Here is a 14,343-nt window from a genome sequence, read left to right as displayed (position 1 = left end):
GCGGATAGTTTATCAGTTTTTGGCTTCCAGCTCCTGCCGGCAGCCGGCCAGTTGTGCGTCGTAGCGTAATGCGCGTTGGTGCACTTTTTTGGCAGTATTCATCAGCCATTGTTTCGACAGGTAGGTGTTGCGCTGGAAGCCGCCCAGTCCTTCGTGGTAGGTCAAGTAAAGCTTTTGCGCGTCCGAGGTCGGGATGCCGAGTTTGCGGTTGCTGGTAGCGCAGTACCAGGCCACGAAGTCGCAACTGTCGGCAAAGTCTTCGCGGTTTGCCCACCAGTTGCCGGCTTGCTTTTGGTAATCGGCCCAGGTTTCGTCTTTGGCCTGCGGATACCCGTAAGCGCTGCTCGAACGGAACCAGGGAATAAATCCTAAAATCAGCGGCCGCGGCGGTTGGGCGTCGGCGACAAAGCTGGATTCCTGATTGATGATGGCCATTTGCACCGCGATCGGCACGCCCCAGCGCCGGGCGGAGCTGAGGCTGGCTTGGTACCAGTCTTCTTTCTCGCGGAAGATTTGGCAGATGTTTTCCGGGTTTTTCGGCGGTAGGCTTGCGCAAGCCGACAAAACGGCTAAGCTTGCCAGACAAAAAAATTTGTTTAACATACCCAATCAGAATTCATAAAAATACATAAGGTCTTTCGATCATGTTCAGGGCTTTCCAGCCCAGTAAAACATGGCCTGAGACAAGGATTAACACATGTTCGCCACCGAAAACCGCGCCTACCGAAAAAGCCTTGCTAGCCACGGACTTTTGTACCTAGGTCAAGAAGAGCATGAAATTTTGGTGCTTAATCTATCGATCACCGGTGTGCTGACGCTGTTAAAGGTCAAGCCCTCGTTTGCCGGCATCAAGGACATTTTCAGGGTCTTGCAAGTTTCGCCTATCGTCGACTTTTATCTGCCTGAAATCAACTTGGCGGGCGAGGCCGAAGTGGTCAGGGCGGAGTCGGTCGATGCCGGATTTCAGATTGCGATCGAATTCCGCAACCTAACTTACGACGTCGATAGCTTGCTCTATAGGCGCCGAGCGTATCGGAAGAGCATTTCTGCCGCCGGCCATATCGTGTTCAACGACACCGATTATGCGTTCAATACCGAGAATGTGTCGATAGACGGCATCATGATTCGCATGTTGGGCAGGATCGAGGTCGAGGAAGGCACGGTTGTCAGCTTCGATTTTCAGGAGCTCGGAGAAGAAGGCGAGGCCAAGGTGGTGTGGGTGGAATATGACGATATTTCCACGCTGATGGGTTTGCAGTATTTGCACTTGCGTCGGGGCGAAATCGTTGGCGTGCCCAAATTTAGCCAGCCGATTCGGAAGTCGGCGTAAGCTCGGCAGGTACTCCGGGGTGAAGCGGCTCGAGCCGTAGCGCTTTTCGCTCAGTTTTTCGCCGCTCGTCTGGGGGCGAGCGGTGTCACGTCCATATCAAAATTCTGCTTGATGCGTTGGGCAACAATTTTGACTTCTTTTTTGTTTTTCAACGGTCCGACCACGACTTGATAACTACCGTCTTTGGCGACCTTGTGCGCTGGGATCGGCGGGCCTTGGTGATTTAACATCGCGGCCAGCTTTTGCGCATCGGTTGCGTTGTCGAATACCGCCGCTTGAATGGCCCAGTCGCTATCGCTTAACTCCGACGGGATTGGTTGGCCGAATAGCTTGTCCGGGCGGGCTAACGGAATGGCGTTGGCGCGTAACTCCGCTAGGTCGGGGCTGCCGGCCAAGACTGGCGTGGCAATCCCGTCGGCGCGCCGCAGAATAAGGTCGGCTTTGCTCCAGTCGATCTCGGCACCTTTAGCGGCGGCAAGTTGTTGAAGCTTCTTGCGAATGTCTTTTTGCAGCTGCTTTGTTTGTTTCTCCCATTTGTCCAGCGGCGGATGCGCTTCCAGATACAGCATGTCGTCGCGCCAGGCTGCCAGATAAGGTTGGTGGACGATATTGACCGGCGTGCCGATCTTGACCTTGCCGAACAGCGTTTCGATATCTTCCGGATAGAGTTGCACGCAGCCGTGGCTGACTTGCATGCCGATGCCGTAGGGCTTGTTGGTGCCGTGGATCAGGTAACCGCTGAAGCCAAGCGGCATGGCGTAATCGCCTAGCGGGTTGTCCGGCCCGGAGCGGACTACTTTTGGCAACGGCGTGCCTTGCGCTTGATGTTCCCGTTGGATTGATGCCGGTACGGTCCAATCCGGATTGGCTTTCTTGGCGACGATCTGGGTTTGCCCTAGCGGCGTGTGCCAGCCTTGACGACCGATGCCCACCGGATAAGTCAGCACGCTGTTGGTCGCGTTCTTTGGATAATAAAACATGCGCATGTTGGCCAGATTTAGCACGATACCCTTGCGTGGGGCGTCCGGCAGAATGAAGCTGAGCGGCAATAATACGTTCTGGCCCGAGGACAATGTCCAGGGATCGACGCCGGCGTTGGCATTGGCGATGTCGTTGAAGCCCAAGCCGTAGTGGCGGCCGATGTCTGACAGCGTGTCGTTTTCGGCGCTGGTGATGCTGGCCAACTCGCCGACCATGTTTTGGCCGGGGCTCAGGCTGAATTCGTGTATCGGCAGGTCTTCGGCTTTGCTGTTCCAGACGATGGTTTCCGGCTCGGGCTGCTGGAATATCTGTAAGCTTTGGCAGCCGGACAGCAATTGGCTCAATAGCAGCGCCGATACGGCTAACGCTTTGGGCGACGCGATGCGGTTTGGCGTGGCGGCGGGTCGAGTCATGTGTCTGTTAAATGTTCAAAATCAGGTGTTTGACACTAAACGATGCAAATTAAAGTCAGATGAGGTGGCGATTAAGAGCGAATTAAGATGAATGAATCTAACTCTAAACGTTAGAATATTTCTATAACTTTTTATTATAAAAGTAAAATTTATTTTTCATGTTGCGGTGATTTGTTTGATGCGATGACGTGGTGGTGCTGGCTTGGCGGTGTAGCGGCTTGAGGCTGCCGGCTGTGTGGCCGCTTGGTTTGCGGGCAACGTTTGTCGGGCCGGCGCGGGATAAAGGGCTTGAGCGGTAGCGAATTCGCAGTAAACTACTCGGTTATTACCTATTTGATCCGGAGTTCTGCATGGCGAGCATTGACAAGGCTGTTGTCGAAAATTTACTGAAAAGTTTCATCGATCCGAATGTCGAAACCGACCTGGTTTCGGCAAAATCGGTCAAGAAGATCAGCGTGGAAGGCCAAGATGTCAGCGTGGCGATCGAACTGGGTTATCCGGCCAAAAGCTATCAGGAAGAATTGCGCGAAGCATTGACGCGGCGCCTGCAGGCGCTGCCCGATGTGGGCAAAGTCGATGTTGTGGTCAACGTCAATATTGTGTCCCATTCGGTGCAAAAGACGCTGAAACCGTTGCCCAACGTAAAAAACGTTATCGCCGTGGCATCGGGCAAGGGTGGCGTCGGCAAGTCCACCACCTCAGTGAATTTGGCCTTGGCGTTGGCCGCCGAGGGTGCCAATGTCGGCATTCTCGATGCCGATATTTACGGGCCGAGCATTCCGACCATGCTGGGTTTGTCCGGTAAACCGGACAGCGAGGACGGCAAAATGCTGAAGCCGAAGGTCTCCTTCGGCATCCAGACCATGTCCATCGGGTATCTGGTCGATCCGGACCAGCCGATGATTTGGCGCGGGCCGATGGTGACCGGCGCGCTACAGCAGTTGCTGACCCAAACTCAATGGGACAACGTGGATTATCTGATTATCGACCTGCCGCCGGGGACCGGTGATATTCAACTGACGCTGGCGCAGCAGATTCCGGTCAGCGGAGCCGTGGTCGTCACCACGCCGCAGGACATCGCGCTGATCGACGCTCAGCGCGGTTTGGGTATGTTCGAAAAGGTGAATGTGCCGATTTTGGGCCTGGTTGAGAACATGAGCATGCACATCTGCAGCAATTGCGGCCACGAAGAGGCGATCTTCGGCCAGGGCGGCGGCGTGGCGATGGCGGCGAAAAACAAAGTGGATATGCTTGGAGCATTGCCCTTGGATATCCATATCCGGGAATATGCCGATAGCGGCCGACCATCGGTGGTGGCCGATCCGGACGGGCGGCCGGCGCAAATTTATAAGGCAATCGCCCGCAAAATGGCCGCCAAATTGGCAATGCGGACCAAGGATTACAGCGGCCGTTTTCCGAATATTGTGATTCAGAATACTTAAGCTGGTGTCAGGCCGGCTTGGCGACTTTGCCAAGCCGGCCCGTTTTAGATCAAGACCAGATTATCGCGGTGGATCAGTTCGGCGTCGTCGGCGTAGCCGAGGAGCGCTTCGAATTCGCTACTGGCTTTGCCGGCGATTTTGGCGGCGTCTTCGGCGCCGTAATTGATCAGGCCGCGGGCGATTTCATTGCCTTGCAGGTCGTGGCAAGATACCAAATCGCCGCGCTGAAAGCTGCCATGCACGGCTTTGACGCCGACCGCCAGCAGGCTTTTGCCGGCTTCTTTCAGGATTTTGACAGCGCCGTCGTCCAGGGTGACGCTGCCTTTGAGTTGCAATTGGCCGGCCAGCCATTGTTTGCGGGCCGCCAGCGGCGCGATGTTGGGGATCAGATAGGTGCCGAGTTGGGCGCCGTCGAATACTGCCGGAATTACGTTGTCGAGCTTGCCCGAGACGATGACGGTGGCGGCGCCGGAGCGCGCCGCCAGGCGGGCGGCGCGCACCTTGGTGTACATACCACCGCGGCCCAGGCCGCTGATGCTGCCTCCGGCCACGTCGTCGAGCAGGCTTTCGTTAACGCTGATTTCCGAAATCAGTTTGGCATCCGGATTCAGGCTGGGATTGGCATCGAACAAGCCGGTCTGGTCGGTCAGGATAATCAACAGGTCGGCTTCGACCAGGTTGGCAACCAGCGCGCCCAGGGTGTCGTTGTCGCCGAAGCGGATTTCTTCGGTGGCGACCGCGTCGTTCTCGTTAATCACCGGCACTACGCCGAATTGCAGCAGGGTCAGCAAGGTGCTGCGGGCGTTTAGATAACGCTGGCGGTCGGACAGGTCGTCGTGGGTCAGCAGTACTTGGGCGGCGAGCAGTTCGTGAAGCTGGAATTCGTCTTCGAAACGGCGCACCAGGCCCATTTGGCCGACGGATGCGGCGGCTTGCAGTTCGTGTAGGGTTTTCGGGCGCGCTTTCAGTTTTAATCGCACCATGCCTTCGGCGACAGAGCCGGATGAGACTAACACCACGTCGACGCCGCGTTGTCTGAGTGCGGCCATTTGTGCGACCCAGTTGGCGATGGCGGGTTTGTTCAGGCCCCGGCCGCCGTCGGTAAGCAGGGAGCTGCCGATTTTGACGACGACGCGTTTGGCTTGGCAAAAATCAGAACGGCTCACTGGGCAACTCCTGTTGCGTATCTTCTGTGCGGGCTCTTTGTTGTTCCAGGAAATCCATGATGGCGTACATCAAGGCTTGGGTGCCCTGGTTTTTCAGGGCGGAAATCAGAAACACCGGCCCGGTCCAGCCCAGTTCGGCGACGATGCTTTGGCTAAGGGCTTCGACTTCGTCGTCCGGCACGTTATCGATTTTATTCAGCACCAGCCAGCGTGGCTTGTGCGCCAGTTCGTCGCTCCATTTTTCCACTTCGCGAATGATCTTGCGGGCGGCGCTGACCGGCGTTTCGTCGCTTTCGTAAGGGGCGATGTCCACCATGTGCAACAGCAGGCCGGTGCGGGACAAGTGTTTCAAAAACTGTAAACCCAGGCCGGCGCCTTCGGCGGCGCCTTCAATGACGCCGGGGATGTCGGCGATGACGAAACTGCGCAGGTCGTCGACCCGGACTACGCCCAAATTGGGATGCAGCGTCGTGAACGGATAATCGGCGACTTTGGGCCTAGCCGAGGATACGGTGCGAATCAGGCTGGATTTGCCTGCATTCGGCATGCCGAGTAAGCCAACGTCGGCGATGACCATCAATTCCAGGCGTAGCATGCGATGTTCGCCGGGAGAGCCTTTGCTGGTCTGTTGCGGGGCTCGATTGATGCTGCTTTTGAAGCGGGTGTTGCCCAGGCCATGAAAGCCGCCCTTGGCCACCAGCAATTGTTGGCCGGGTTTGGTCAGGTCGCCGATTTTCTCGCCGGTGTTGGCTTCGTAGACTATGGTTCCGGGCGGTACCGCGACGAAGCAGTCTTCGCCTTTTTTGCCGGTGCAGTCGCGGCTGCCGCCGTTTTCGCCGCGTTGGGCGCGGTGCACCGAGTGGTAGCGGAAGTCGACCAGAGTGTTGACGTTTTCGGTGGCGACCAGGTAAACGCTGCCGCCGTCGCCACCGTCACCGCCATCCGGGCCGCCCAAGGGGATGTATTTTTCGCGGCGGAACGAGGCTTTGCCGTTGCCGCCGTCGCCTGCTTCTACGCGGATTTCCGCTTCGTCAACAAATCTCATAATCTACCGGTATAAACAAAAAAGCCCCGCTATGAAACGAGGCTTTTCGGATCGAATGTGCCAAGGCACAATCGGGATTTACGCTGCTGCAATACTGACGTATTTGCGGTTTTGCGGGCCTTTTTCAACGAAAACCACTTTGCCGTCGGCCAATGCGAACAGGGTGTGGTCTTTGCCGATGCCGACGTTGTCGCCAGCGTGGAACTTGGTGCCGCGTTGGCGAACCAGGATGTTGCCAGCTTTTACGACTTGGCCGCCGAAACGTTTGACGCCCAGTCGTTGTGCGTTAGAGTCGCGACCGTTGCGGGTACTACCGCCTGCCTTCTTGTGAGCCATGTTTTATCCTCGGATAAGTTATGCCGAAATGCCGGTGATTTGCACTTCTGTGTAATATTGACGGTGCCCCATTTGTTTCATGTGGTGCTTACGTCTTCTGAATTTGATGATTCTGACTTTTTTGTGGCGGCCTTGAGAGACAACGGTCGCGGTCACTTTGCTGCCTTGAACAAAAGGCTGACCTACTTTTACAGAGTCGCCTGATTGCACCATCAGCACCTTGTCGAACTCTACGCTGTCGCCCGCGCCTAATTCGAGTTTTTCTATTTTTAAGGTAGTACCCTCTGCGACACGATACTGTTTACCACCTGTTTGAATTACCGCATACATCGGCGTAAGCTCCATCAAGCATAATCTGTTAAAAGTGAACAGCAGATTATATTTTTTCACAAGGCTTACGTCAAACCTAAATTCCTGATAGGAAGGTTGCGGCTCTTTCGCGTTGGTCGGGTACTATTGACACTACCTACGAATATTCATAGCATGACCGGCTATTTACGTCACGCGTCGACAGGCGATTAGCCCAATATTTCATGATAGCTAAAGTTTCTACGCCAGCTTCAGCCCCGATAGATTTCGATTCGATTAAAAATTTAACCACCGCCGAGACTCAGGCGGTTGACCGGTTGATTTTAAACGAACTGAGCTCCGATGTTGTGCTGATCAATCAAATCGGCCATTACATCATCGGTAACGGCGGCAAGCGGTTACGGCCGATGTTGCTGTTGCTGGCAGCAAAGGCTTTGGGACAGGTCGACGAGCGCCACTTGATACTGGCGGCCGTGATCGAATTCATTCACACCGCGACCTTGCTGCACGACGATGTGGTCGACGAGTCCGAGTTGCGGCGCGGTAAAGAATCCGCCAATGCGGTGTGGGGTAATGCAGCCAGCGTCTTGGTCGGCGACTATTTGTATTCCAGTGCGTTCGAAATGATGGTGCGGACCGACAACATGCGGGTGATGGCCATCATGTCCAAGACCACTACCGCAATCGCTGAAGGCGAGGTATTGCAGTTGTTGAACTGCAACAACCCGGAGACCAGCGAAGCCAAGTACCTGGAAGTGATTGCCCGCAAAACGGCGATTCTATTCAGCACGGCCACCCGATTGGCCGCCGTGGTTTCAGGCGCGGATGCAGCGACCGAAGAAGCCTTGGCGATTTACGGCCAGCAACTGGGTGTGGCGTTTCAGTTGATCGACGACGCCCTGGATTACAAGGCCAATAGTGAGGAGCTGGGTAAGAATCTTGGCGACGATCTGGCCGAGGGCAAACCGACCCTGCCGCTGATTTACGCCATCCAACACGGCGACCAGCGTCAGTCGCAAATCGTGGTCAATGCCATCCGGCAGGGTTCGCGCGAGGCGTTCAATGACGTGTACGAAGTCGTAAAAGCGACCAATGCGATCGAGTATACCGAGCAGTGTGCCGAACGCGCGGCTGGGCTGGCTATTGCCGCTCTGGAGTGTCTGCCGGATTCGGAATACAAACAAGCCCTCGAAGCGCTGGCGCACTTTTCGGTGCAACGTAGTCATTAACCCTCTTCGGCTTCTTCCGCCAGCGTCAGCAGTTGCTGGATGTTTTCCGTCAGCGTTGCGTACAACGTCTCCGACTTTTCCAGGAGCTGTTGAAAAAAAACGCCGATTTCACCTTCCTCCAGATTGGTCTGCGCGGCAAATATGCGCTCTTCCAGCAGGCTGATCGCGTCCATATCCACAAAATCCGCTAACCGGGCCAATTCCGGGGACTGAGCCAGCGTTGCCGCCGCTTCGGTTTTATGGGCGGCGGAAATCTGTTCGGCGATTTTAGCGGCGCAATCGCCAATTTGGCTGGCGGTTTCGAACAAGCCTTTTAGCAAATCCAAGTCTGCGCACAGAACCACCAATCGGTCTGCCGTGGTTTGGATGTCGGCCAATAAGCGTTTGCTGCGTTTTTTTATCGATTTCATCGGCTTGGTCCGGAAGCGTAAGTCTGCAATTTTGCGGCCAGGCCGCTGTGTCTGGTAACCCGGTGGCCGACGCAGGCATTGAAGATGGCTTGGTCGGCGCTGACCGCCACCGATTGCTTGGCGCGGGTGATCGCCGTGTACAACAGTTCCTTGCTCAGCACCGGATTCACGGCGTCGGGTAACGCAATCAAGATGTTTTCAAACTCCGAGCCTTGGCTTTTGTGGATCGTCATCGCAAATACTGTCTCCCAGGGCGGCAGCCGGGCCGGTAACACTTTACGGAATTGCTCGCCGCGCTGGAAAAATACCCGGAGCTGGCTGCCTTGTTCAGGGTCGCTCAAGCATAAGCCGATATCACCGTTGTACAACTGCATGCCGGCGTGGTTGGCGGTAATCATGACGGGTTTGCCGGTGTACCATGTCGAGCCGGGCCGGATTTTGCCCCGGTTTGCCAGCTCCAGTTCTACCCGCCGATTAATCTCGCCCACCGAGTTATGGCCGCGCTGATTGCTGCAAAGCACCCGAAAGCGGTTGAAGGCGGCGAAAATTTCAGTCGGGTCGCAGCCGTTCGGAATCGCCTGCAGGTATTCGGCATAATTTTCGATGATCCAATCGATCGGATCGCCGGTCAGGCGCCTAATCGGCGGGCTTGGCTCTTGCAGTAGTTGCCAGGCTTGATCCGCATCCTGGCTGTTCACGGCGACGGCGAGTTGTTTGATGCGGCCTTGAAACCGATGCGATTTTTGTAGTTCCACCGTGCGCTCGGCCAGGCCGGCGGCTAGGTCGGCCAAGACCGAGCCGGATTCGACCGAGGCCAGCTGGTCTTTATCGCCCAGTAAAATCAGACGCGATCCTGGTTTAAGCGCATCGACCAATTTGCTCATTAACGCTAGATCGACCATCGAGGTTTCGTCCACCACCACCACATCGTAAGGCAGCGGATTTTCGGCGTCGTGGCGGAAATACGGCGTCGGCGGCTTGGCGCCGAGCAGCCGGTGCAGCGTGTGGGCTTGTTCCGGAATTCGGTCTTTCAATTCGTCGACGCAAGCCAGACCGGGTTTGTTGGCGACAATCGACTCTTGCAGGCGCATCGCGGCTTTGCCGGTGGGTGCGGCCAGGGCGATATGTAACGCTTGGCGACTGGTTTCCAGCAATAGGGTCAAAATTTTTAGCACCGTCGTGGTTTTGCCGGTTCCGGGGCCGCCGGTAATGATGCTCAGGGCCTGACTAACCGCCGCTTGCGCCGCGGTTTTTTGCCAATCGATTTCGTCGCCTTGGCTTGGGAAATAGCGGTCGAGGCTGGCTGCGAGATGTCCGGTATCGAATTTTTGTCGGGCCAGTGCCGCAAGTTGCCTCGCCAGGCGCTCCTCGTAATGCCAATAGCGGTGCAAATACAGGCGCTCGGTTTCGGCAATCAACGGGGTGGTTTTGCCGCTGGAGGCCAGGCCTGAGGCCATCACTACAGCCATGTCCTCCGCGTCGATCGCGATGCAGCTATGGCCGGCGCCTTGTTGGGCCGATAACTGCAGCAGCAAGGCTTCGAAGCGGTTTTTTTTTGCCCCGCTCAAGCGGCTGCGTTCGGCGAGGAAGCGGGCGAATCCGCGATCGAGGTCGGTAAAAGTTGGTTGGTCGGTCATGGGGCAATGGTTGGATCGGGTGCCGGTTATCATAGCAATTGCATTGCAGCTGGCGACAGGAAATAAAACCTATTGTTTTATAAGATTTTTGCCGCTACCGGGGCGTTAACCGAGCTTGCAATTGCCCTAATTATCATTTAACTTACCGACCCACCTAAAAGGCTAGGGGTGTTTCCGCCCAATTCCAGAGCGGAAGCTGAGAAAAACCCTTCGAACCTGATCCGGTTAATGCCGGCGTAGGAAAGCCAATCCTTCCCTGCGCTCGCGATTTATTCTGTTTTTGGAGATAAGCATGAGCGCTGTCCGCAATGAAATTACTACCGACACCGGCAGTAGCGTAAGAATCGATTCCTACCCCGCCTCGGAAAAAATCTACATCCAGGGCAGCCGTCCCGACATGCGGGTGCCGATGCGGCAGATTAATCTGTCCGATACCCCGGCCCATTTCGGCGCTGAAAAAAATCCGCCGATTTTCGTCTACGACACTTCCGGCCCTTATACCGACCCGAATGTCGACATCAACCTGCACCAAGGCCTGGGTTCGGTGCGCGGTAAATGGATAGAAGAGCGGGGCGACACCGAGTTATTGAGCGGCCCGACCTCAAAATACGGCCACGAGCGGCTGCACGATCCCAAGACCGCACACCTGCGTTTCGAACTGACCCGCAACCCACGCCGCGCCAAAGCCGGCCATAACGTCAGTCAGATGTATTACGCCCGTAAAGGCATCATCACGCCGGAAATGGAATATATCGCCATCCGCGAGAACCAGAACCTGGAAGCGATGCGTGACCGTTACCAAGGCCAGCATCCCGGCTTTTCCTACGGCGCCAACATTCAGTCCTTTATCACCCCGGAATTCGTCCGTTCCGAAGTGGCGCGCGGCCGCGCCATCATCCCGGCCAACATCAACCACCCGGAATTGGAACCGATGATCATCGGCCGCAACTTCCTGGTCAAGATCAACGGCAACTTGGGCAATTCGGCGATCACTTCCTCGATTGAAGAAGAAGTCGAAAAAATGTTGTGGGGCATCCGCTGGGGTGCGGATACCATCATGGACTTATCCACCGGCAAAAACATCCACGAAACCCGCGAATGGATTCTACGCAATTCGCCGGTGCCTATCGGTACGGTGCCGATTTACCAAGCGCTGGAGAAAGTCGACGGCAAGGCCGAAGAACTGACCTGGGAAATCTTCCGCGACACACTGATCGAACAAGCCGAGCAAGGCGTCGATTACTTCACCATCCATGCCGGCGTGCGCCTGCATCACGTGCCGCTGACCGCCAAACGCCTGACCGGCATCGTTTCCCGTGGCGGCTCGATCATGGCCAAGTGGTGTCTGGCGCACCACACCGAAAGCTTCCTGTATACGCATTTCGAAGAAATCTGCGAAATCATGAAAGCCTACGACGTGTCGTTCTCGCTGGGGGATGGCTTGCGTCCGGGCTCGATTTACGACGCCAACGACGCCGCCCAGTTCGGTGAGCTGGAAACCTTGGGCGAACTGACTCAAATCGCCTGGAAACACGACGTGCAAACCATGATCGAAGGCCCCGGCCACGTGCCGTTGCAAATGATCAAGGTCAACATGGACAAGCAGCTGGAAGATTGCTTCGAAGCGCCGTTCTATACCTTGGGGCCTTTGACCACCGATATCGCCCCCGGCTATGACCACATCACCTCGGCGATCGGCGCCGCCAACATCGGCTGGTACGGCTGTGCGATGCTCTGCTATGTGACCCAGAAAGAGCATCTGGGCTTGCCCAACAAGCAGGACGTCCGCGAAGGCATCGTCACCTACAAAATCGCCGCCCACGCCGCCGACTTGGCGAAAGGCCACCCCGGCGCGCAGATCCGCGACAACGCGATGTCCAAGGCTAGGTTCGAATTCCGCTGGGAAGACCAGTTTAATTTGGCGCTGGACCCCGAGAAAGCCCGTTCTTTCCACGACGAAACCCTGCCCAAGGAATCGGCCAAGGTTGCTCACTTCTGCTCGATGTGCGGCCCGCATTTCTGCTCGATGAAAATCACCCAGGACGTGCGCAACTATGCCGAGCAAAAAGGCCTGGAAGAAGCGGAAGCTTTGAAAATAGGCATGGAAGAGAAGTCCAAGCAATTTCTCGAAGAAGGCGCCGCGATTTATCACGAAGTTTAAGCGTTGTCTCTGCAGCCGCCGGTCTCCGGCGGCTGCCTCCCTGCATTTATCGCCCGCGGCTATGTAGCCGGCCCGTTGCCGACATCCTGTGTCGAGTTTGGATAAAATCCTTACTTCATCTATATTTGCAGCACAAAGCTGCAGTAAAACCAATCTTGACCTTTTTTCATGGCGACAGCACCTTCCAACATTCATTTTAGCGGTCTGGTTAAGTGCCTGATTCAGAAGGGGCTGCTGACAGAAGAGTCGGCAGCGACCTGTTTACAGGAGGCGCAAAAGCGCAAACAGGCGTTCATTAGCTATTTGGTCGAACACAAATACGCGGATAGCAAAACCATCGCCACGCTGGCCTCGGCCGAATTCGGCGTGCCGTTTTTCGATCTGGACGCGATCGATCCCGCGTTTCTGCCGATCAAAATGGTCAGCGAAAAATTGATTCGCCAGCACCACGCCTTACCCCTATTTAAACGCGGTAACCGTTTGTTCGTCGCGACGGCCGACCCGACTAATTTCCAGGCCCTGGACGAGATCAAGTTCCACACCCGGCACAACACCGAAAATATTCTGGTCGAAGAAGACAAACTGATCAGAATGATAGACACGGCGCTGGAAGCCGCGGATACGTCGATGAAGGATCTGCTCGACGACGATCTGGACAACATCGATATTTCCGCCGGCGACGAGGCCAAGCCGGCCGAAGACGCTATGGGTTCGGATATCGACGACGCGCCTATCGTCCGCTTCGTGAATAAGATTTTGCTGGATTCGATCAAGCGCGGCGTATCGGATATTCACATGGAACCGTTCGAGAAGCGGTTCCGCATCCGCTTCCGCGCCGACGGCATACTGTCGGAAGTGGCGAGTCCGCCGGTCGGTATCGCCAATCGGATCATTTCCCGACTGAAAGTCATGTCCAAGATGGACATCGCCGAACGGCGGGTGCCGCAGGACGGCCGGATCAAGATGCAGATCTCGAAAAACCGCGCCATCGACTTCAGGGTCAACACCTGTCCGACCTTGTTCGGCGAAAAAGTGGTGTTACGGATTCTGGATCCGACCAGCGCCCAGATCGGTATCGAAAAACTCGGGTTCGAACCGGAACAGCAGAAAAATTTCCTGGATGCGATTCATAAACCCTACGGGATGGTGTTGGTCACCGGGCCGACCGGTAGCGGTAAGACGGTGTCGCTGTATACCGGCTTGAATATTCTGAACAGCGTCGAAACCAATATTTCCACGGCCGAAGACCCGGTAGAGATCACTGTAGAAGGCATCAACCAGGTCAACGTCAACCCTAAAGCCGGGTTGACTTTTGCCGAAGCGCTCAAAGCATTCTTGCGGCAGGACCCGGACATCATCATGGTCGGCGAGATCCGCGACTATGAAACCGCCAGTATTGCGGTCAAAGCAGCCCAAACCGGCCACTTGGTGTTGTCGACGCTGCACACCAACGACGCGCCGCAGACCATCAACCGGCTGGTACAGATGGGGATAGAGCCGTTCAATATCGTCTCGGCAGTTTTGCTGATTATGGCGCAACGTTTGGCGCGGCGTCTGTGCGAGCATTGCAAGAAGGAAATGGATTACCCGGAAAGCGCGCTGATCTCGGCCGGCTTCAAAAAGGAAGAACTTGGCACTTTCAAAATATACGGTCCGGTGGGCTGCGAGCATTGCAATAACGGCTACAAAGGGCGGGTCGGTATTTACCAGGTGATGCCGATCACCGAAAAAATGCGGGCCTTGATCCTGCGCGGCGGCAATGCGATGGAGATGGCCGAATTGTCCCGCAGCGAAGGCATCAACGATTTGCGCACCTCCGGCTTGTTGAAAATCCGCCAGGGCATCACCTCGCTGGAAGAAATTGACCGCGTCACCACGGAATAA

At 55.9% G+C, this 14,343-nt stretch carries 13 protein-coding genes and 1 riboswitch; of the genes, 5 read left to right on the top strand and 8 right to left on the bottom strand.

What is annotated here, in order from left to right:
• Nucleotides 1–12: 12 nt before the first annotated feature.
• Complete coding sequence (locus ACH518_RS03245) at nucleotides 13–603, bottom strand: transglycosylase SLT domain-containing protein (protein ID WP_278210249.1); 591 nt, start codon at nucleotides 601–603, stop codon at nucleotides 13–15.
• 94 nt (nucleotides 604–697) lie between these two features.
• On the opposite strand from ACH518_RS03245, the gene ACH518_RS03240 reads away from it, so the two are divergent.
• Complete coding sequence (locus ACH518_RS03240; protein ID WP_445371844.1) at nucleotides 698–1,330, top strand: PilZ domain-containing protein; 633 nt, start codon at nucleotides 698–700, stop codon at nucleotides 1,328–1,330.
• Between the two features lie 50 nt (nucleotides 1,331–1,380).
• On the opposite strand, the gene ACH518_RS03235 is transcribed toward ACH518_RS03240, so the two are convergent.
• Entirely contained in the window at nucleotides 1,381–2,724 is a 1,344-nt protein-coding gene (locus tag ACH518_RS03235) for a L,D-transpeptidase family protein (RefSeq protein WP_445371843.1), read from the bottom strand.
• Nucleotides 2,725–3,074: 350 nt separating this feature from the next.
• On the opposite strand from ACH518_RS03235, the gene apbC reads away from it, so the two are divergent.
• Nucleotides 3,075–4,166 (top strand): iron-sulfur cluster carrier protein ApbC, encoded by a 1,092-nt coding sequence (gene apbC / locus ACH518_RS03230; RefSeq protein WP_445371842.1) that lies wholly within the window; start codon nucleotides 3,075–3,077, stop codon nucleotides 4,164–4,166.
• 44 nt (nucleotides 4,167–4,210) lie between these two features.
• Here the strand turns inward: apbC and proB are convergent, their stop codons facing one another.
• The 4 genes from proB to rplU all read right to left on the bottom strand — a co-directional run bounded on the left by proB (nucleotide 4,211) and on the right by rplU (nucleotide 7,043).
• Entirely contained in the window at nucleotides 4,211–5,332 is a 1,122-nt protein-coding gene (gene proB, locus ACH518_RS03225; RefSeq protein WP_445371841.1) for a glutamate 5-kinase, read from the bottom strand.
• Nucleotides 5,319–6,377: an Obg family GTPase CgtA gene (cgtA, locus tag ACH518_RS03220; RefSeq protein WP_278210255.1), complete on the bottom strand. Its 1,059-nt coding sequence runs from the start codon at nucleotides 6,375–6,377 to the stop codon at nucleotides 5,319–5,321. The genes proB and cgtA overlap by 14 nt, the downstream gene beginning before the upstream one ends.
• Before the next feature lie 78 nt (nucleotides 6,378–6,455).
• Nucleotides 6,456–6,713 (bottom strand): 50S ribosomal protein L27, encoded by a 258-nt coding sequence (gene rpmA / locus ACH518_RS03215; RefSeq protein WP_140913435.1) that lies wholly within the window; start codon nucleotides 6,711–6,713, stop codon nucleotides 6,456–6,458.
• An 18-nt stretch (nucleotides 6,714–6,731) separates the two neighbouring features.
• Nucleotides 6,732–7,043 (bottom strand): 50S ribosomal protein L21, encoded by a 312-nt coding sequence (rplU, locus tag ACH518_RS03210; protein ID WP_140913501.1) that lies wholly within the window; start codon nucleotides 7,041–7,043, stop codon nucleotides 6,732–6,734.
• Between the two features lie 203 nt (nucleotides 7,044–7,246).
• On the opposite strand from rplU, the gene ispB reads away from it, so the two are divergent.
• On the top strand, nucleotides 7,247–8,251 hold the full coding sequence (gene ispB / locus ACH518_RS03205; RefSeq protein ID WP_278210256.1) for an octaprenyl diphosphate synthase: 1,005 nt from the start codon (nucleotides 7,247–7,249) through the stop codon (nucleotides 8,249–8,251).
• Here ispB and ACH518_RS03200 read toward each other — a convergent pair.
• Together ACH518_RS03200 and recD are read right to left on the bottom strand one after the other, a co-directional pair.
• Complete coding sequence (locus ACH518_RS03200; RefSeq protein WP_445371840.1) at nucleotides 8,248–8,661, bottom strand: hypothetical protein; 414 nt, start codon at nucleotides 8,659–8,661, stop codon at nucleotides 8,248–8,250. The two genes, ispB and ACH518_RS03200, sit on opposite strands and share 4 nt — an antisense overlap.
• A complete protein-coding gene (gene recD, locus ACH518_RS03195; protein WP_445371839.1) occupies nucleotides 8,658–10,298 on the bottom strand; it encodes an exodeoxyribonuclease V subunit alpha in 1,641 nt (546 codons plus the stop codon). The genes ACH518_RS03200 and recD overlap by 4 nt, the downstream gene beginning before the upstream one ends.
• Before the next feature lie 154 nt (nucleotides 10,299–10,452).
• Nucleotides 10,453–10,558, top strand: a riboswitch (TPP riboswitch).
• A 32-nt stretch (nucleotides 10,559–10,590) separates the two neighbouring features.
• Here recD and thiC point away from each other — a divergent pair.
• Together thiC and pilB are read left to right on the top strand one after the other, a co-directional pair.
• Nucleotides 10,591–12,459, top strand: a complete 1,869-nt coding sequence (thiC, locus tag ACH518_RS03190; RefSeq protein ID WP_445371838.1) for a phosphomethylpyrimidine synthase ThiC — start codon at nucleotides 10,591–10,593, stop codon at nucleotides 12,457–12,459.
• Between the two features lie 168 nt (nucleotides 12,460–12,627).
• A complete protein-coding gene (pilB, locus tag ACH518_RS03185) occupies nucleotides 12,628–14,343 on the top strand; it encodes a type IV-A pilus assembly ATPase PilB (RefSeq protein ID WP_140913440.1) in 1,716 nt (571 codons plus the stop codon).

The sequence above is a fragment of the Methylomonas sp. HW2-6 genome, assembly GCF_052474525.1.
The sequence above is the reverse complement of the archived record's forward strand: the minus strand, read 5'-3'. Positions and strand labels throughout refer to the sequence as shown.

What these genes read in the sequence shown, in the direction of transcription:
- ACH518_RS03245 (WP_278210249.1), bottom strand. Translation starts at nt 603, where the DNA reads ATGTTAAACAAATTTTTTTGTCTGGCAAGCTTAGCCGTTTTGTCGGCT.
- ACH518_RS03240 (WP_445371844.1), top strand. Translation starts at nt 698, where the DNA reads ATGTTCGCCACCGAAAACCGCGCCTACCGAAAAAGCCTTGCTAGCCAC.
- ACH518_RS03235 (WP_445371843.1), bottom strand. Translation starts at nt 2,724, where the DNA reads ATGACTCGACCCGCCGCCACGCCAAACCGCATCGCGTCGCCCAAAGCG.
- apbC (WP_445371842.1), top strand. Translation starts at nt 3,075, where the DNA reads ATGGCGAGCATTGACAAGGCTGTTGTCGAAAATTTACTGAAAAGTTTC.
- cgtA (WP_278210255.1), bottom strand. Translation starts at nt 6,377, where the DNA reads ATGAGATTTGTTGACGAAGCGGAAATCCGCGTAGAAGCAGGCGACGGC.
- rpmA (WP_140913435.1), bottom strand. Translation starts at nt 6,713, where the DNA reads ATGGCTCACAAGAAGGCAGGCGGTAGTACCCGCAACGGTCGCGACTCT.
- rplU (WP_140913501.1), bottom strand. Translation starts at nt 7,043, where the DNA reads ATGTATGCGGTAATTCAAACAGGTGGTAAACAGTATCGTGTCGCAGAG.
- ispB (WP_278210256.1), top strand. Translation starts at nt 7,247, where the DNA reads ATGATAGCTAAAGTTTCTACGCCAGCTTCAGCCCCGATAGATTTCGAT.
- ACH518_RS03200 (WP_445371840.1), bottom strand. Translation starts at nt 8,661, where the DNA reads ATGAAATCGATAAAAAAACGCAGCAAACGCTTATTGGCCGACATCCAA.
- recD (WP_445371839.1), bottom strand. Translation starts at nt 10,298, where the DNA reads ATGACCGACCAACCAACTTTTACCGACCTCGATCGCGGATTCGCCCGC.
- thiC (WP_445371838.1), top strand. Translation starts at nt 10,591, where the DNA reads ATGAGCGCTGTCCGCAATGAAATTACTACCGACACCGGCAGTAGCGTA.
- pilB (WP_140913440.1), top strand. Translation starts at nt 12,628, where the DNA reads ATGGCGACAGCACCTTCCAACATTCATTTTAGCGGTCTGGTTAAGTGC.